This window comes from Aeromonas sp. s13 (assembly GCF_040907905.1).
GTDB lineage: Bacteria > Pseudomonadota > Gammaproteobacteria > Enterobacterales > Aeromonadaceae > Aeromonas > Aeromonas veronii.
Window position 1 is genome coordinate 85,887 of record NZ_JBFOCS010000067.1, and the last position, 17,475, is coordinate 103,361.

Annotated in this window: 15 protein-coding genes; 7 read left to right on the forward strand and 8 right to left on the reverse strand. The window is 57.1% G+C overall.

Going from position 1 to position 17,475, the window contains the following annotated elements:
* Nucleotides 1–6 precede the first annotated feature (6 nt).
* From pheS to AB5Y82_RS13250, 6 genes are all read right to left on the reverse strand, one after another.
* On the reverse strand, nucleotides 7–990 hold the full coding sequence (pheS, locus tag AB5Y82_RS13225) for a phenylalanine--tRNA ligase subunit alpha (protein WP_005336686.1): 984 nt from the start codon (nucleotides 988–990) through the stop codon (nucleotides 7–9).
* Between the two features lie 379 nt (nucleotides 991–1,369).
* On the reverse strand, nucleotides 1,370–1,726 hold the full coding sequence (rplT, locus tag AB5Y82_RS13230) for a 50S ribosomal protein L20 (RefSeq protein WP_005336687.1): 357 nt from the start codon (nucleotides 1,724–1,726) through the stop codon (nucleotides 1,370–1,372).
* A 15-nt stretch (nucleotides 1,727–1,741) separates the two neighbouring features.
* Nucleotides 1,742–1,939, reverse strand: coding sequence for a 50S ribosomal protein L35 (gene rpmI, locus AB5Y82_RS13235; protein WP_005336688.1), 198 nt, complete (start codon nucleotides 1,937–1,939; stop codon nucleotides 1,742–1,744).
* 86 nt (nucleotides 1,940–2,025) lie between these two features.
* Complete coding sequence (infC, locus tag AB5Y82_RS13240) at nucleotides 2,026–2,556, reverse strand: translation initiation factor IF-3 (protein ID WP_196783562.1); 531 nt, start codon at nucleotides 2,554–2,556, stop codon at nucleotides 2,026–2,028.
* A 21-nt stretch (nucleotides 2,557–2,577) separates the two neighbouring features.
* Nucleotides 2,578–4,506, reverse strand: a complete 1,929-nt coding sequence (thrS, locus tag AB5Y82_RS13245) for a threonine--tRNA ligase (RefSeq protein WP_064336042.1) — start codon at nucleotides 4,504–4,506, stop codon at nucleotides 2,578–2,580.
* Between the two features lie 232 nt (nucleotides 4,507–4,738).
* The gene (locus tag AB5Y82_RS13250) at nucleotides 4,739–5,326 is read right to left on the reverse strand and encodes a tetratricopeptide repeat protein (RefSeq protein ID WP_368174071.1); all 588 of its coding nucleotides are present in this window, start codon (nucleotides 5,324–5,326) and stop codon (nucleotides 4,739–4,741) included.
* A gap of 173 nt (nucleotides 5,327–5,499) precedes the next feature.
* Here AB5Y82_RS13250 and AB5Y82_RS13255 point away from each other — a divergent pair, with 173 nt between their 5' ends.
* The gene (locus tag AB5Y82_RS13255; RefSeq protein ID WP_236353157.1) at nucleotides 5,500–6,555 is read left to right on the forward strand and encodes a PA0069 family radical SAM protein; all 1,056 of its coding nucleotides are present in this window, start codon (nucleotides 5,500–5,502) and stop codon (nucleotides 6,553–6,555) included.
* A 158-nt stretch (nucleotides 6,556–6,713) separates the two neighbouring features.
* On the opposite strand, the gene AB5Y82_RS13260 is transcribed toward AB5Y82_RS13255, so the two are convergent.
* Nucleotides 6,714–6,869: a hypothetical protein gene (locus AB5Y82_RS13260; protein ID WP_019445149.1), complete on the reverse strand. Its 156-nt coding sequence runs from the start codon at nucleotides 6,867–6,869 to the stop codon at nucleotides 6,714–6,716.
* A 262-nt stretch (nucleotides 6,870–7,131) separates the two neighbouring features.
* Between AB5Y82_RS13260 and AB5Y82_RS13265 the strand changes: the two genes are divergently transcribed.
* Nucleotides 7,132–8,529, forward strand: coding sequence for an alpha-amylase family protein (locus AB5Y82_RS13265; protein ID WP_368174072.1), 1,398 nt, complete (start codon nucleotides 7,132–7,134; stop codon nucleotides 8,527–8,529).
* Nucleotides 8,530–8,647: 118 nt separating this feature from the next.
* On the opposite strand, the gene gyrA is transcribed toward AB5Y82_RS13265, so the two are convergent.
* Nucleotides 8,648–11,395 carry a DNA topoisomerase (ATP-hydrolyzing) subunit A gene (gene gyrA / locus AB5Y82_RS13270; RefSeq protein WP_368174073.1) on the reverse strand — a complete coding sequence of 916 codons (2,748 nt, stop codon included), beginning with the start codon at nucleotides 11,393–11,395 and terminating at the stop codon, nucleotides 8,648–8,650.
* A gap of 198 nt (nucleotides 11,396–11,593) precedes the next feature.
* On the opposite strand from gyrA, the gene ubiG reads away from it, so the two are divergent.
* From ubiG to yfaE, 5 genes are all read left to right on the forward strand, one after another.
* On the forward strand, nucleotides 11,594–12,310 hold the full coding sequence (ubiG, locus tag AB5Y82_RS13275; protein ID WP_128816429.1) for a bifunctional 2-polyprenyl-6-hydroxyphenol methylase/3-demethylubiquinol 3-O-methyltransferase UbiG: 717 nt from the start codon (nucleotides 11,594–11,596) through the stop codon (nucleotides 12,308–12,310).
* Nucleotides 12,310–13,005 carry an HAD family hydrolase gene (locus AB5Y82_RS13280; RefSeq protein WP_368174074.1) on the forward strand — a complete coding sequence of 232 codons (696 nt, stop codon included), beginning with the start codon at nucleotides 12,310–12,312 and terminating at the stop codon, nucleotides 13,003–13,005. Before ubiG ends, AB5Y82_RS13280 begins: the two co-directional genes overlap by 1 nt.
* A gap of 623 nt (nucleotides 13,006–13,628) precedes the next feature.
* A complete protein-coding gene (nrdA, locus tag AB5Y82_RS13285) occupies nucleotides 13,629–15,896 on the forward strand; it encodes a class 1a ribonucleoside-diphosphate reductase subunit alpha (protein WP_019838757.1) in 2,268 nt (755 codons plus the stop codon).
* Between the two features lie 80 nt (nucleotides 15,897–15,976).
* Nucleotides 15,977–17,110: a class Ia ribonucleoside-diphosphate reductase subunit beta gene (gene nrdB / locus AB5Y82_RS13290; RefSeq protein ID WP_005336708.1), complete on the forward strand. Its 1,134-nt coding sequence runs from the start codon at nucleotides 15,977–15,979 to the stop codon at nucleotides 17,108–17,110.
* On the forward strand, nucleotides 17,107–17,430 hold the full coding sequence (yfaE, locus tag AB5Y82_RS13295; RefSeq protein ID WP_368174075.1) for a class I ribonucleotide reductase maintenance protein YfaE: 324 nt from the start codon (nucleotides 17,107–17,109) through the stop codon (nucleotides 17,428–17,430). Before nrdB ends, yfaE begins: the two co-directional genes overlap by 4 nt.
* Nucleotides 17,431–17,475: the final 45 nt, after the last annotated feature.

Below are 17,475 nucleotides of genomic sequence, written 5' to 3' on the forward strand. Positions count from 1 at the left end.
TCGCCCTTACTTGAACTGCTTGAGGAAGCGCAGGTCGTTTTCGAAGAAGGCACGCAGGTCGTTGACCCCGTAACGCAGCATGGTCAGGCGCTCAACGCCCATGCCGAAGGCAAAGCCCGAGTATTTTTCCGGATCGATGCCGACCGAACGCAGTACGTTCGGGTGCACCATGCCGCAGCCCAGCACTTCCAGCCACTTGCCGTTCTTGCCCATCACGTCCACTTCAGCGCTCGGCTCGGTAAACGGGAAATAGGAAGGACGGAAGCGAATGGTCAGGTCTTCCTCGAAGTAGTTGCGCAGGAAGTCGTGCAGAATGCCCTTCAGCTCGGTAAAGCTGGCATGCTCGTCAACCAGCAGGCCTTCAACCTGATGGAACATCGGGGTGTGGGTCATGTCGTAGTCGTTACGATAGACGCGGCCCGGTGCAATGATGCGGATCGGCGGCTGCTGATGCTCCATGGTGCGGATCTGCACACCGGAGGTGTGGGTACGCAGCATCAGATCAGGATTGAAGTAGAAGGTATCGTGATCGGTACGCGCCGGGTGATGAGCCGGAATATTCAGCGCATCGAAGTTGTGAAAGCCATCTTCAATCTCGGGACCACGGGCAACCTTGAAGCCCATCTCGCCAAACAGGCGCTCGATGCGCTCTATGGTGCGGGTTACCGGATGCAGACCGCCATTCTCGATGCGGCGGCCCGGCAGGCTGACATCGATGGTCTCGGCAGCCAGCTTCTGGTTCAGCACGGCGACTTCGAGCGCTTCACGACGCTCGTTCAGCGCATCCTGAACCTGCTGTTTGGCCTGGTTGATCACGGCGCCCGCGGCGGGACGCTCTTCGGCAGACAAGGCACCTAGGCCCTTCATCTGCTCGGTAAAAAAGCCCTTTTTACCCAGATATTTGACCCGGATTTCGTCGAGGGTAGCGATATCGCTCACGCCCTCAATTTCGGCTCTGGCTTGGCCGACTACTTCTTCAAGCTGTTGCATGTCTTCCTCGTCACCACTCCCGGTACAGGAGCCTTTAGGCTAAATAAGGTCAAGAGGGGAATAATACAAAAAAAGCCCCTTCGCTGACCATAGTTAAGGTGGGCTTTTCTCCCTACAAATCATTTTGTTATATCAAGCGAGTCTCATCGACTCACCGCCACTCCTGAAATAGTAGAATAAACATTTAGTTTGTTGGCATATAAACTATTTGTAGAACAGGTCATCTCGCACATATCACCTTGTGTGGAGAAATATGCAGCTCGTGTAAAACAGTGGACAGAATATGGGCGGGAGAAAGGAAAAAGTAATGTAAAACAGAGAGTTATAGATACAAAAAAGGAGGCCTGAGCCTCCTTTTAGCGTTTATAACAGAACTGGATTAAACCAGAGCTGCTTTAGCTTTTTCAACCAGGGCGGTGAAAGCCATTTTGTCGTGAACGGCGATATCGGACAGGATCTTGCGATCGATCTCGATAGAAGCCTTCTTCAGACCGTTGATCAGACGGCTGTAGGACAGACCGTTCTGACGGGCTGCAGCGTTGATACGCGCAATCCACAGCTGACGGAACTGACGCTTTTTCTGGCGACGGTCACGGTAGGCATACTGACCAGCTTTGGTTACCGCTTGTACCGCTACGCGGTAAACACGGGAACGGGCGCCGTAGTAACCTTTGGCGGCTTTCATTACTTTCTTGTGACGAGCTCGAGCGGTCACACCACGTTTAACTCTTGGCATTTTTCACATCCCCCCTTATGCGTACGGCAGACAAGCGACAACACGTTTGTGGTCGGCAGCAGAAACCATGAATTTCGGTCCCAGCTGACGCTTACGCTTGCTGCTCTTCTTGGTCAGGATGTGACGCAGGTGGTTGTGCTTGCACTTGAAGCGACCCGAGCCAGTCTTCTTGAAGCGCTTTGCAGCACCCCGGTTGGTTTTCATCTTCGGCATTTCATACTCCGCATTGTGAGTGACAACAAAATCGCAAGGCGAACCAACTCATGGGGCAAGCCCCATGAGTCAATTTCTTGTGGGCCTTAAGATTTCTTCTTAGGTGCGAGGACCATCACAGCTTGACGGCCTTCGACTTTCGGGAACGACTCGACTACGGCCAACTCTTCCAGATCGTTCTTGACGCGCTCCAGAACCTTGATACCAAGATCCTGGTGGGCCATTTCACGACCACGGAAGCGCAGGGTGACCTTAGCCTTGTCCCCGTCTTCCAGAAAGCGAACCAGGTTGCGTAGTTTTACCTGATAGTCGCCTTCGTCAGTGCCAGGACGGAATTTGATTTCCTTAACCTGGACGACTTTCTGCTTTTTCTTCTGTTCTTTGGTTGTTTTGCTCTTTTCGTAGAGGAATTTGCCGTAATCCATGATCCGGCAAACGGGCGGCTCAGCATTTGGACTGATCTCTACCAGATCAACTCCGGCCTCTGCGGCCAAGTTCAGAGCATCCTGAATGGAGGTGATGCCAATGGCTTCACCATCCAGACCAGTCAGACGAACTTCTTTCAGACGGATCTCTTCATTGATCCGGTGAGCGCGGGCTTGCGGTTGCTTGCCCAGTTTTTTTCCGCCTTTTATAGCTTATTCCTCCACTTTCTTTTGTCCGCGGGTCTGAACTTCCTGGGTCAACAGAGCGATGAACTCTTCAACAGGATAAGTGCCCAGGTCAGCCCCTTTACGAGTCCGTACTGCAATCTTACCGGCTTCAACTTCTTTATCGCCACAGACCAGCATGAAAGGTACTCGCTTCAAAGTATGCTCGCGGATTTTAAAGCCAATCTTCTCATTTCTCAAGTCCGCTTTTGCGCGAAGGCCCGCATCATTCAATGCTTTGGCTACTTTCACCGCATAATCGGCCTGATTATCCGTGATATTCATGACCACAGCCTGAGTCGGTGCCAACCAGGTCGGGAACAGACCGGCGTACTCTTCAGTCAGAATACCGATGAAGCGCTCGATAGACCCCAAGATGGCCCGGTGGATCATCACAGGTACATGGCGATCGTTGTTTTCGCCCACATAAGTGGCACCCAGACGACCAGGCAGGGCAAAGTCGAGCTGCACGGTACCACATTGCCACGCACGATCAAGGCAATCGTGCAGGGTAAATTCAATTTTGGGACCGTAGAATGCCCCTTCACCCGGCTGCAGATCGTACTTCAGACCGTTGAGCTCCAGCGCTTCGGCCAGCGCTTTCTCGGCGCGATCCCACATCTCGTCGGAGCCGATACGCTGCTCGGGACGAGTGGAGAGCTTGACTACGATGTTCTCGAAGCCAAAGGTACCGTAGACGTCATAGACCATACGAATACAGCCGGAGACCTCTTCCATGATCTGCTCTTCGGTACAGAAGATGTGAGCGTCATCCTGAGTGAAACCGCGCACCCGCATCAGACCGTGCAGGGAACCGGACGGCTCGTTGCGGTGGCAGGAACCAAACTCGGCCATACGCAGCGGCAGATCACGGTAGGACTTCAGACCCTGGTTGAAGATCTGCACGTGACCCGGGCAGTTCATCGGCTTGATGGCGTACTCGCGGTTTTCGGACTGGGTAGTGAACATGGCCTGGGCATACTTCTCCCAGTGACCTGAACGCTCCCACAGGACGCGATCCATCATGAACGGACCTTTCACTTCCTGATAGTCGTACTCTTTGAGCTTGCCGCGGATAAAGGTTTCCAGCTCACGGAAGATGGTCCAGCCATCGTTGTGCCAGAACACCATACCGGGTGCTTCTTCCTGCATGTGATACAGGTCGAGCTGCTTGCCGATCTTGCGGTGGTCGCGCTTGGCGGCCTCTTCCAGACGCTGCAGATAGGCCTTGAGCTGCTTCTTGTCAGCCCAGGCGGTACCGTAGATACGCTGCAGCATCTTGTTGTTGGAGTCGCCACGCCAGTAGGCGCCGGACATCTTCAGCAACTTGAAGTGGTGGCAGTGACGCATGTTGGGCACGTGCGGGCCGCGACACATGTCGATGTACTCTTCGTGATGATAGAGACCAGGCTGGTCATCACGGGCAATGTTCTGATCCAGGATTTCGACTTTGTAAGACTCGCCGCGCGCCTCGAATACATCGCGCGCTTCTTGCCAAGAGACTTTCTTCTTGATGACGTCGTAATCCTTGGCTACCAGCGCCAGCATGCGCTCTTCCAGGGCAGCCAGATCTTCATCGGTCAGGGTACGGTCAAGATCAACGTCATAGTAGAAGCCGTTGTCGATGACAGGACCGATGGCCATCTTGGTCTGGGGCCAGAGTTGCTTGATAGCATGACCCAGCAAGTGGGCGCAGGAGTGGCGCAGGATGTCCAGACCTTCTTCGTCTTTGGCGGTGATGATGGCCAGCGAGGCATCGGCTTCGATCAGCTCGCACGCATCCACCAGTTCACCGTTTACCCGACCGGCAATGCACGCCTTGGCGAGACCGGGACCGATGTCCGCAGCCACATCCATGACGGAAACAGAGTGGGCAAATTGACGTTGGCTGCCGTCAGGCAGAGTAATGATTGGCATTATGTGTTTCCTTATACAGTGGTGACCCCTACCAAAGGTCACATGCGGGATGGAAAAGAGATTCAAAAAGGTGATGTTTTGGTTCTCCACAGCACTTTGCGAAGACGGCCTGACACGTAAACCACATGTCTAACGTGACAAACCAAGCCAAAACGGCCCCATGCTACCAGAAGTCGGGCGTGCTGTATCGGATTTGCAGATATTTTCTACAGTCAAATGAGTCGCCTGCCGACTATTCACCAAGCAGAGATTGCCAGTTGAAGTCAAAGTCACTGCTCCCCTCCTCGGCCAGCGCCAGCTCTTGCAGCACCTGAAGCGCCAGCTTGTTGCCCTTTTGTGCCGCCTGATAGAGCCACTGTTTCGCCTGAGGCAGATCGACCCTGCCGCTGACCCCCATCAGATGAAGGACGCCGACTTTCAGCATGGCCGGGACATCACCATTACGGGCAGCCTGATCCATCCAGTGAAAGGCTTGGCGCAGATCACGCTTGACCCCGACACCGCGCAGATAGGCCTCCCCCAGCCGGTATTGGCCAAAGGGATCGCCCGCTTGCGCCGACTGACGATAGAGCATGATGGCCTGGTTCATATCCTGCTCGCTCCCCTGCCCCACCTCATGGCTCCAACCCATGAGTGCCTGTGCCCGAGGTTGGCCTTGATCGGCCAGTGGCGACCAGATCCGGGTCGCCTCATCGAAGTGACCGATACGCCAGGCTCGGTTGGCAGCAGCCATCTCCTGCTCGGTGGAGAGCGGAAGCAAACGCCAGATAACCAGCGCAATCAGACCGATAAATAGCCAACGGGAAGTGGTGGGGCTCATGATGATTTCCGTGATCCAGTTCTCATTTCGTCTATGTAAACGAAATGTAGCGCCGCAATCAAGCAAGAGATCCCTGCAACAACCCTTTTTGCACCCGGTCGCTCAGCAGTAGTTGTCATTTATCCGGGGCACCTGCAAAATAACTGTATGTATAAACAGTATCGGTGCACACCATGGCAGGACGAGGCAGCCCCCACAATATCGATCACCGTTTTAGCGGCCCCCTTGTTGAAGCGGTCGATGACGGCTGGCAATCATCCGATTGGGATGCCGCATTCACCCCCTCTGTGCCTGGCACCGAGGTGCGGGAGATCGATGCTCGCAGCATCATCAGCTACAACAGCTCGCCAGATGTGCCTTTTGGTCGCTCCATCAACCCCTATCAGGGGTGCGAGCACGGCTGCATCTACTGCTATGCCAGACCCAGCCACGCCTATCTGGAGCTCTCCCCTGGCCTTGATTTCGAGAGCAAGCTGTTTGCCAAACGCAATGCAGCCGACCTGCTGCGCCGGGAGTTTGCCAAACCTGTCTATCTGCCACAGACCATCTTCATTGGCGCCAATACCGACCCCTATCAACCCATCGAGCAGCGCTATCGCCTCACCCGGCAGTTGCTGGAAGTGATGCTGGCCCACCGCCACCCGGTCGGGCTCATTACCAAGAGCGCCATGATCTTGCGCGACCTTGATCTGTTGACCGAGCTGGCCAGAGAGGGACTGTGTCAGGTGATGGTATCGGTGACGACCTTGAACGAAACCCTGCGACGACAGCTGGAGCCCCGCGCCAGCACGGGCACCGGCCGCTTGAAAGTGATCGAGAAGCTGGCCAACGCTGGCGTGCAGGTGGGGGTTCTGGCCGCCCCCATGATCCCGCGGCTCAATGAACCGGAGCTGGAGCAGATCATCAAATCGGCCGCCGAGGCTGGCGCCAGTTGCGCCGATTACATCCTGCTGCGGTTACCCCACGAGTTGGCTCCGCTATTTGGGGACTGGCTCGATACCCACTATCCGGGCCAGAAGGAGGCTATTTTGAATCAGTTGCGAGCCAGCCGCGGTGGCGGGCTCAACAGTACCGCCTTCGGTACCCGCATGCGCGGTGAGGGGCACTTTGCCGATCTGCTGGCCCAGCGCTTTCGCCTCATCAGCAAGCGCCTCGATCTGGGCAAACGTCATATTCAGCTCAGGCTGGATGGGTTTATCCGCCCCGGGGAGCAGCTGTCGCTCTTCTAATCCCCCTGCTCACGCCCTTCACACATCAGGCGTGCCAAGAGGTTGAGAGGAAGACCTGCCGCGACACATCCTGTGGAAACCCCGCGTTTCAGAATTTTCCAACGAAGTAGCCATGTCGCGACAAGAAAGCGCTATTCGGTAAAGAGAGGGCTAACGCCTTAGCCTGCGCGCTGATCCCGCCCCTGCTGCACCATTTCAACCGGTAGTCGCGAGGGTTCATGAGCCACTTCGTGCTCATCCTCTTCATACTGCGCCACCTCTGACTCGCCCCATACCCGGCTCCACCAAATTTCCCACGTGATCCAACTGGTCATATGCAGCTCCTGACGGTGAAGGTGATGGCAACAACCCACCACTCGCCCGGCAGGATAGCGACTGGGAATGACAGGGAAATGACAAAAAAATCACTTGTAAAAAGGCAACTGGCGGTGGCGAGGAAAAGCCGAAACAGTTCACATATTCGGCGAAATCATCCTGAAAGCGGTCACAAATCTGCAGGTTGTGGATTGTAGCTCACTCTGTTCCCGCCAAAGCTGGGTTGCCCATTCAGGCATCTATAAAAACAGGGACACAATAATGAAACACACAGCGGGAATATGGGCGATCGCAGGCATGCTGATCGTCCCCTTGGCACAAGCCGACGTCATACTGCACGCCTTCAACTGGAAGTACAGTGAAGTGACCGCCAAAGCCGACCTTATCAAGTCGGCCGGTTACAAACAGGTACTCATCTCGCCGCCTCTCAAGTCATCCGGCAACGAGTGGTGGGCCCGTTACCAGCCGCAGGATCTGCGCCTTGTCGACTCACCCCTTGGCAACAAACAGGATCTCGAGCAGCTGATCGCCGCCATGAAGGCGCGGGGCATCGCCGTCTATGCCGATGTGGTGCTCAACCACATGGCCAACGAGAGCTGGAAACGCCAGGACCTCAACTATCCCGGCAACGAGCTGCTGCAAAGCTACGCCAGCAACCCGGCCTATTTCGAGCGCCAGAAACTGTTTGGCGATCTCGGGCAAAACTTCCTCTCCGGTCAGGATTTTCATCCCGAAGGGTGCATCAGTGACTGGAGCGATCCGGGCCATGTCCAGTATTGGCGACTCTGTGGCGGTGCCGGTGACAAGGGGCTGCCGGATCTGGATCCCAATAACTGGGTGGTAAGCCAGCAACAGGCCTATCTCAAGGCACTCAAGGGGATGGGGATCAAGGGTTTTCGGGTCGATGCGGTCAAGCACATGAGCGATTACCAGATCAATGCCGTGTTCACCCCCGAGATCAAGCAGGGGATGCACGTGTTTGGCGAGGTGATCACCACAGGGGGTGCTGGCAGTACCGATTACGAGCGCTTCCTCAAACCCTACCTCGACAGCAGCGGCCAGGGTGCCTATGACTTTCCGTTGTTTGCCTCCCTGCGCGGCGCGTTCAGTTACGGTGGCAGCATGAACCTGCTGGCGGATCCGGGCGCCTATGGTCAGGCGCTGCCGGGCAGTCGTGCCGTCACCTTTGCCGTGACCCACGACATCCCCACCAACGACGGCTTCCGCTATCAGATCTTAAGCCAGACTGACGAGAAGCTGGCCTATGCCTATCTGCTCGGCCGCGATGGTGGCTCGCCACTGGTCTATTCGGATCACGGCGAGACCCAGGCCAAGGATGGACTGCGCTGGCAGGATTACTACCAACGCGCCGATCTCAAGGGGATGATCCGCTTCCACAATGCGGTGCAGGGCCAACCCATGCAGCTGGTCGGCAGTGGCGACTGCTTCGTGCTGTTCAAACGGGGCAAACAGGGGCTGGTCGGCATCAACAAGTGCGACTATGAGCAGGAGTACTGGCTCGATACCGCCAGGTTCGAGATGAACTGGTATCGCAACTATCGGGACGTGCTCGACCAAGGGGCCGTAGTCAACGTGCAGAGCCAGTGGGTACGGGTCGCCATTCCTGCGCGCAGCGCCAGAATGTGGCTGCAGGAGTGATCAGGCCAGCACCCAGCCCTACTTTCATCTGCCTGTCATAATAAGCAGATAAATAAAAAGAGCGACCATCAGGGTCGCTCTTTTTGTTCAGAGACGTTGCTCGGGTAACAGGTGACGATTACTCGTCGCCCGCTTCCCCTGCATCGACTGCATCAGTGCCGGTCGCGGTATCGGTACCTTCAGATACCTCACCGTCAACGGCCAAAGCGTCGTTCTCGTCTTCGTCGCTCTCGACGATACGCTGCAGGCCAACCACGGTCTCGTCTTCACCGGTACGGATCAGACGGACACCGCCGGTGTTACGGCCAATGACGCTCACCTCGGCAACACGGGTACGCACCAGGGTGCCGCCGTTGGTGATCAGCATGATCTGGTCGGTATCTTCGACCTGGATCGCATCGATCACCTTGCCGTTGCGCTCATCCACCTTGATGGAGATAACGCCCTGGGTACCACGGCTCTTGGTCGGGTACTCGTCGAGTGCGGTACGTTTGCCGTAACCGTTCGCGGTGGCGGTGAGGATGGCACCTTCGCCGCGTGGAACGATGAGGGAAACCACCTTGTCGCCGGCGCCCAGCTTGATGCCGCGTACACCAGCGGCGGTACGACCCATCGGACGCACGCCCTTGAAGGTACCCTTGCTTTCGGTGCCTTCACCGTTGTCGCTGCCATCATCGTCATTGCCGGCATCGTCGTCGGTTTCAACGTCATCGCTGACATCGGCATCAGCGCGACCGCTGCCTTCGGCGAAGCGAACAACTTTACCCGCATCGGAGAAGAGCATGATCTCGTTGCTGCCATCGGTGATATCCACCCCGATCAGCTCATCGCCCTCTTTGAGGTTGATGGCGCGGATACCGGAGGAGAGCGGACGGCTGAAGTCGGAGAGGCTGGTCTTCTTCACGGTACCGTTGGCGGTCGCGAAGAACACATACTTCTCGGCGTCATATTCCTTCACCGGCAGGATAGCGGTGATACGCTCACCCTCTTCCAGCGGCAGCAGGTTGATGATCGGACGACCACGGGCGCCACGGGACGCTTCCGGCAGCTGGTAAACCTTGAGCCAGTAGACCTTGCCACGGGTGGAGAAGCACAAAATGGTGTCGTGGGTGTTGGCCACCAGCAGACGCTCCACAAAGTCCTCTTCCTTGATCCGGGTGGCCGACTTGCCACGTCCACCGCGGCGCTGGGCCTCGTAGTCGGAGAGCGGCTGATACTTCACATAGCCCTGGTGAGACAGGGTAACCACCACATCTTCCGGAGTGATCAGATCTTCGATGTTGATCTCGGCACTGGACATGCTGATCTCGGTGCGACGCTCGTCGCCATACTGCTCGCGCACGGCCAGCAGTTCATCGCGGATCACTTCCATCAGACGAGCCGGGCTCGCCAGGATGTGCAGCAACTCGGCGATCAAATCCAGCAGAGATTGGTACTCTTCCAGGATCTTCTCGTGCTCGAGGCCGGTCAGCTTGTGCAGACGCAGGTCAAGGATGGCCTGGGCTTGCTGTTCGGTCAGGAAGTATTGGCCTTCACGGATACCAAACTCCGGCTCCAGCCACTCTGGCCGTGCCGCATCGTCGCCCGCTTTTTCCAGCATGGCGGCCACGTTGCCGAGTTCCCAGCCCTTGGCAACCAGGCCCGCTTTCGCGTCGGCCGGGGTCGCGCTGTGGCGGATCAGCTCGATGATGGGATCAATGTTGGCCAGCGCAACCGCCAGACCTTCCAAAATGTGCGCCCGATCCCGCGCCTTGCGTAGTTCGAACACGGTCCGGCGAGTCACCACTTCACGGCGGTGCAGCAGGAACGCATCCAGGATCTCTTTAAGGTTCATCACCTTGGGCTGGTTGTTATCGAGCGCCACCATGTTGATGCCGAACGTGGTCTGCATCTGGGTGTGCTTGTAGAGATTGTTCAGCACAATCTCGCCGGACTCGCCGCGCTTGATCTCGATAACGATGCGCATGCCGTCTTTGTCAGACTCATCGCGCAGGGCACTGATGCCCTCTATCTTCTTCTCTTTGACCAGCTCGGCGATCTTCTCGATCAGTCGAGCCTTGTTCACCTGATAGGGGATCTCGTGAACGATGATGGTCTCGCGACTGGTCTTCTCGTCCACTTCCACTTCAGCTTTGGCCCGCACATAGATGGAGCCACGACCGGTACGGTACGCCTGCACGATGCCGGAACGACCGTTGATGATGCCGCCGGTGGGAAAATCCGGGCCGGTGATGTAGGTCATCAGCTCGTCAATGGTGAGGTCGCCGTTTTCGATCAGCGCCAGGCAGCCATTGACAATCTCGGTGAGGTTGTGAGGCGGAATGTTGGTCGCCATACCCACCGCGATACCGGAGGAGCCGTTGACCAGCAGGTTGGGAACCTTGGTAGGCATGACCGCCGGGATCATCTCGGTGCCGTCATAGTTCGGCACCCAGTCCACGGTCTCTTTGTCCAGATCAGCCAGCAGCTCGTGGGAGATGCGGGCCATCCGCACTTCGGTATAACGCATCGCCGCGGCGCTGTCGCCGTCGACTGAACCGAAGTTGCCCTGACCATCGACCAGCATGTAACGCATGGAGAAATCCTGCGCCATCCGGACAATGGTGTCATACACAGCGCTATCGCCGTGCGGGTGATATTTACCGATTACGTCACCGACCACACGGGCCGATTTTTTATAGGGCTTGTTCCAGTCGTTCCCCAACTCGTTCATAGCAAACAGAACGCGGCGGTGAACCGGTTTCAAGCCATCACGCACATCCGGCAGAGCTCGTCCTACGATCACGCTCATGGCGTAATCAAGATAGGAACTCTTGAGCTCTTCTTCGATGTTGACCGGCGTGATCTCTCTGGCCAGATCGCTCATAGAAAGCCTTATCCCTAATTAGTTGTTCTTTGGCTTAAACAGCGCGACATGGTAACACACTGAGCCAAATACCTTAAGCCACAAATCGGGTATCAGATCGGGCTGGTGTGACAAAGTCCGTCCGTTATAATGCCCGCCAGGACAATAGATTGCGCCCATGACTCAGAAGCGGGCGCCCTGCCACAGGATCTTCGAAAAATGAACAGTGATGCCAATGTCGATCTGACAGAAATCGCCAAGTTTGAAGCCATCGCCTCCCGCTGGTGGGACATGGAAGGTGAATTCAAACCCCTGCATCAAATCAATCCGGTACGCCTTGACTGGATCACCGACAAAAGTGGCGGTCTGTTTGGCAAGCGCATTCTCGATATCGGATGTGGTGGCGGCATCCTCTCCGAGAGCATGGCCCGCCGTGGTGCCAGGGTCACCGGCATCGACATGGGTAAGGAACCCCTCGGCGTCGCCCGCCTGCACGCCCTTGAGCAGGGTGTTGAGCTCGAGTACCGCCAGATCACTGCCGAAGCCCATGCCGCTGAAGTGCCAGGCCAATATGACGTGGTCACCTGCATGGAGATGCTGGAGCATGTACCGGACCCCGCCTCCGTGTTGCGCGCCATCGCCACCTTGGTGCGCCCGGGCGGCCGGGTGTTTGTCTCCACCATCAACCGCAACCCCAAATCCTATCTGATGATGATCATCGGGGCCGAATACCTGATGAAGATGGTGCCCAAGGGTACCCACGATCACAAAAAATTCATCACCCCGGCCGAACTGTGTCGCATGGGTGAAGCAGCTGGCCTGCTGGTGCGGGATATGAGCGGGGTGCACTATGCACCGCTCTCCAACAGTTTCAAGCTCGGCAAAAATGTCGACGTCAACTATATGGTGGAGTTTGTCCGCCCGGAGCACGGTTGATGAGCTCCTCTCACCTGCTGCCTCTTCGTTGCGTGCTGTTCGATCTGGATGGCACCCTGCTCGACACAGCCCCGGATCTGGGGGCCGCCGTCAACCATGTGCTGGTGAGCGAAGGCTTTGCGCCGCTCTCTGACGACATCATTCGTCAGACCACCTCCCACGGAGCGCTCGGGCTGCTGAAAGCGGGCCTCGGCGACGAACTGCTTGAAGAGCTGGGGGCCACACGCCTGCGCAATGCCCTGCTCGACTACTACGCGGCCAACCTCTGTGTCGGGACCCGTCCCTATGAGGGAATGGTGGATCTTATCGAGTGGCTCGACGAGAAACAGCTCCCCTGGGGCATAGTCACCAACAAGCCGGGCTTTCTCACCGAGCCGCTGCTGGCGGCCCTGCCAGAGCTCGCCAGCTGCGGCGTGACGGTCAGTGCCGACACCCTGCCGGTACGCAAGCCCGACCCCGCCCCCATGTTCTTTGCTTGTGAGAAGCTAGGGGTCGAAGCAGCTCACTGCCTCTATGTGGGGGATCATGTGCGGGATATCGAAGCGGGCCGCAACGCCGGCATGCGCACCGCGGTCGCTGGCTGGGGCTATCTCAATGATGAGGAAGATCCCGCCCAGTGGGGCGCCGATCTGCAATTCGACACCGTGCAGGCCCTGCACCACTGGCTGCGCTACGAGTTGACGGCCAAGGTGTAACGCACAGCCTTACCGGCTGACATGCGATAACGGGGCGAAGAGACTCTTCGCCCCTTGCATCTCTTACTTTACGCTCCCGCGTCCTGCGCCACCATCACGCCTCTATTCATGGATAATAAAGGCAGCTTTCTGCCTGTTGGATACCCATTTGACAAGCTCGCAGCCGTCACAAAGCGGCCACAAACCACCGTCATCTGATGCAAAGCCCTTGCCACGCTGAGCCCGCGGCTGCGACAACTGGACAGCTTTTGACCCTTGTTGCATAAGGGATAATCAGCCGCCGTTTGCTAGTAAAAAGCCCCCCGTTTCGCAAGCAAAAAAAGTTATTTAAATTTTCCATCTTCGATCGGGAGACTTGCATTTAGCGGAGCGGACGAATGAAAACCCGCTCACTGTGAGCGGTCACTAACTGATGGGGCAAGACTCACAATTTATCCACAGCTCGTCACTTATCCACACATTGCAATGGCGGGCTGACCTCACTATCTTGTAGCTCGAACTTAAAATAACACTACATCTTGTGATTCATCGCACAATCTCTACCCAACTCCCGCATATCGCCGGAGCTAGGGTAGCGCCATTGTGCGATGGTTTTTCGGGAATCAACTGAAGGTCATCAGCCAATGAACTTGTTTGTGACGAAGCGTAACGGACACAAAGAACCCATCGATCTGGATAAAATTCACCGCGTGCTGGACTGGGCCGCCGAAGGGCTCGACAACGTGTCGGTCTCCCAGGTAGAGCTCAAATCCCACATCCAGTTCTATGACGGTATCCGTACCGCCGACATTCACGAAACCATCATCAAGGCGACGGCTGACCTCATCTCCGAGCAGACCCCGGACTACCAGTACATGGCAGCCCGTCTGGCCATCTTCCACCTGCGCAAGAAGGCCTACGGCCAGTTCGAACCGCCCCACCTCTACCAGCACGTGGCTCGTCTGGTGGACATGGGCAAGTACGACAAGCACCTGCTGGAAGACTACACCCAGGCCGAATTCGAAGAGCTGAACACCCATCTGGATCACTGGCGCGACATGGATTTCTCCTACGCGGCAGTCAAACAGCTGGAAGGCAAATATCTGGTCCAGAACCGCGTTACCGGCGAGATCTACGAGAGCCCGCAATTCCTCTATATGCTGGTTGCGGCCTGCCTCTTCTCCAAGTATCCGAAAGATACCCGTCTGGACTACATCAAGCGCTTCTATGATGCGGTCTCGACCTTCAAGATCTCCCTGCCGACCCCAATCATGAGCGGCGTGCGCACCCCGACCCGTCAGTTCAGCTCCTGCGTACTGATCGAGTGCGATGACAGCCTGGATTCCATCAACGCCACCGCCAGCTCCATCGTGCGTTACGTTTCTCAGCGCGCCGGTATCGGCATCAACGCTGGGCGCATCCGCGGTCTGGGCAGCCCCATCCGTGGCGGCGAAGCGTTCCACACCGGTTGCATTCCTTTCTACAAATACTTCCAGACTGCCGTGAAGTGCTGCTCCCAAGGCGGCGTGCGCGGCGGTGCGGCTACCCTGTTTTACCCGCTGTGGCACACCGAAGTGGAAAGCCTGCTGGTGCTGAAGAACAACCGCGGCGTCGAAGAGAACCGTGTTCGTCACATGGACTACGGCGTGCAGATCAACAAGCTGATGTACCAGCGCCTGATCAAGGGCGGTGACATCACTCTGTTCTCCCCGTCCGATGCGCCGGGTCTGTACGATGCCTTCTTCGCCGATCAGGACAAGTTCGAAGAGCTCTACGTCAAGTACGAGCAGGATCCGGCCATTCGCAAGAAGACTCTGAAAGCGGTAGACCTCTTCTCCCTGATGATGCAGGAGCGTGCCGGTACAGGTCGCATCTACATCCAGAACGTCGATCACTGCAACACCCACAGCCCGTTCGACCCGAGCGTGGCGCCGGTACGCCAGTCCAACCTCTGCCTCGAAATTGCGCTGCCGACCAAGCCGCTCAACAATATCGACGACGAGAGTGGCGAAATCGCCCTGTGCACCCTCTCCGCCTTCAACCTCGGTGCCATCGAGAAGCTGGAAGATCTGGAAGAGATGGCCGATCTGGCCGTGCGTGCCCTCGACGCCCTGCTCGACTATCAGGACTACCCGATTGCCGCCGCCAAGAAGGGCAGCATGGGTCGTCGCACCCTGGGGATCGGCGTTATCAACTACGCCTACTACCTGGCCAAAAATGGTGCCCGTTACTCCGACGGCTCCGGTCTGGCCCTGACTCACCGTACCTTCGAGGCCATTCAGTACTATCTGCTGAAAGCCTCCGTGCAGCTTGCCCGCGAGTTCGGCCCCTGCCCGCTGTTTGGCGAGACCACCTATGCCCAGGGCATCCTGCCCATCGACACCTATAAGAAGGATCTGGATGCGCTGTGCAACGAGCCGCTGCATCTGGATTGGGAAAGCCTGCGTGAAGAGATCAAGTCCGTGGGCTTGCGTAACTCCACCCTGACCGCCCTGATGCCGAGCGAGACCTCCAGCCAGATCTCCAATGCCACCAACGGCATCGAGCCGCCGCGCGGCCTGGTGTCGGTCAAGGCGTCCAAAGACGGCATTCTCAAACAGGTGGTGCCCGAGTATGATCGCCTGAAAGATCAATACGAATTGCTCTGGAAGCAACCGAGCGTTGACGGCTACCTGCAGCTGGTCGGTATCATGCAGAAGTTTGTGGATCAGGCGATCTCCGCCAACACCAACTACGACCCTGCCCGTTTCGAAGGCAACAAGGTGCCGATGAAACAGCTGCTCAAGGACTTGCTGACCGCCTACAAATACGGCCTCAAGACTCTGTACTATCACAACACCCGTGATGGTGCAGACGATGCCCAGACCGACCTGCAAGATGACGGTTGTGCTGGCGGGGCTTGCAAAATCTAAGTCACGGCAAGAACTGATAACCGGGCGGGAGCGACAAGCTCCCGCTCTCCTGTTTTCTCTATTCACATATTCTGGTAACCATGGCCTATTCAACTTTCTGCCAAACCCAAAACGACCAGCTCAAAGAGCCGATGTTTTTTGGCCAATCGGTCAACGTAGCCCGTTATGATCAACAAAAGCACGAAGTGTTCGAGCGGCTGATCGAGAAGCAGCTCTCCTTCTTCTGGCGCCCGGAAGAGGTGGATGTCTCCCGTGATCGCATCGACTATCAGGCCCTGCCGCCCCACGAGCAGCACATTTTCATCTCCAACCTGAAGTACCAGACCCTGCTGGACTCCATTCAGGGTCGCAGCCCCAACGTGGCCCTGCTGCCGCTGGTCTCCATTCCGGAGCTGGAAACCTGGATTGAGACTTGGGCCTTCTCCGAGACCATCCACTCTCGCTCCTACACCCATATCATCCGCAATATCGTCAACACCCCCGCCCAGGTGTTCGACGACATCGTGACCAATGAGCAGATCTTGAAGCGCGCCGGCTCCATCAGCCACTTCTACGACGACCTGATCGAAGCGACCGCCCTCTACAACCTGCATGGTGAAGGGACCCACACCGTCGCTGGCCGCGAAGTGACCATCACATTGCGCGAACTCAAGAAGAAGCTCTATCTGTGCCTGATGAGTGTCAACGCGCTGGAAGCAATCCGCTTCTACGTCAGCTTCGCCTGCTCCTTTGCCTTCGCCGAGCGTGAACTGATGGAAGGCAACGCCAAGATCATCAAGATGATCGCCCGCGACGAAGCGCTGCATCTCACCGGCACCCAACACATGCTGAACCTGATGCGCACCGGCCAGGATGACCCGGAGATGGCCGAGATCGCCGCCGAGTGCGAACAGGCCTGCTTCGAGATCTTCAAGGAAGCGGCCATTCAGGAGAAAGAGTGGGCCGAGTACCTGTTCCAGGACGGCTCCATGATCGGCTTGAACAAGGACATCCTCTGCCAGTATGTGGAGTACATCACCAACCTGCGCATGAGCGCAGTCGGCCTGCAGCCTGCCTTTGCCGGCACCAAGCAGAACCCGATCCCCTGGATCAACACCTGGCTGTCATCCGACAACGTACAGGTCGCCCCGCAAGAGGTAGAGGTCAGCTCCTATCTGGTCGGTCAGATAGACAGCGAAGTCAATGCCGACGACCTGGGTGATTTCGAGCTGTGAGTGACGCCAACAACACGCTGACCCATGCCCCGCACCCGCCTGCCGAACAGCATGCGGTCGTGGCACCACGGGTACATACCCGGGATGGTGCCGTGCTGCACGCCCATCCCGGCGAAAGCGTGTTGGAAACCCTGGAGCGCCATGGTCATCATGTGGAGTTCCAGTGTCGCAGCGGCTATTGCGGCGCCTGCCGCACTCCGCTGATGGCTGGCAAGGTGCACTACCCCAATGTGCCGCTGGCATTCGTCGCCCAGGGGGAGTGCCTCCCCTGCTGCTGCAAACCGGTCGGCGCTATCCGGCTGGATATCCAGAAGAGCTGACGCAGCCACCAGCTGCCACTCTCACAAAATAGAAAGCCGCCGGAG

Bases quoted from the DNA above. Each gene is read 5' to 3' on its own strand.
- pheS (WP_005336686.1), bottom strand. From the start codon at position 990: ATGCAACAGCTTGAAGAAGTAGTCGGCCAAGCCAGAGCCGAAATTGAG.
- rplT (WP_005336687.1), bottom strand. From the start codon at position 1,726: ATGCCAAGAGTTAAACGTGGTGTGACCGCTCGAGCTCGTCACAAGAAA.
- rpmI (WP_005336688.1), bottom strand. From the start codon at position 1,939: ATGCCGAAGATGAAAACCAACCGGGGTGCTGCAAAGCGCTTCAAGAAG.
- thrS (WP_064336042.1), bottom strand. From the start codon at position 4,506: ATGCCAATCATTACTCTGCCTGACGGCAGCCAACGTCAATTTGCCCAC.
- AB5Y82_RS13250 (WP_368174071.1), bottom strand. From the start codon at position 5,326: ATGAGCCCCACCACTTCCCGTTGGCTATTTATCGGTCTGATTGCGCTG.
- AB5Y82_RS13255 (WP_236353157.1), top strand. From the start codon at position 5,500: ATGGCAGGACGAGGCAGCCCCCACAATATCGATCACCGTTTTAGCGGC.
- AB5Y82_RS13260 (WP_019445149.1), bottom strand. From the start codon at position 6,869: ATGACCAGTTGGATCACGTGGGAAATTTGGTGGAGCCGGGTATGGGGC.
- AB5Y82_RS13265 (WP_368174072.1), top strand. From the start codon at position 7,132: ATGAAACACACAGCGGGAATATGGGCGATCGCAGGCATGCTGATCGTC.
- gyrA (WP_368174073.1), bottom strand. From the start codon at position 11,395: ATGAGCGATCTGGCCAGAGAGATCACGCCGGTCAACATCGAAGAAGAG.
- ubiG (WP_128816429.1), top strand. From the start codon at position 11,594: ATGAACAGTGATGCCAATGTCGATCTGACAGAAATCGCCAAGTTTGAA.
- AB5Y82_RS13280 (WP_368174074.1), top strand. From the start codon at position 12,310: ATGAGCTCCTCTCACCTGCTGCCTCTTCGTTGCGTGCTGTTCGATCTG.
- nrdA (WP_019838757.1), top strand. From the start codon at position 13,629: ATGAACTTGTTTGTGACGAAGCGTAACGGACACAAAGAACCCATCGAT.
- nrdB (WP_005336708.1), top strand. From the start codon at position 15,977: ATGGCCTATTCAACTTTCTGCCAAACCCAAAACGACCAGCTCAAAGAG.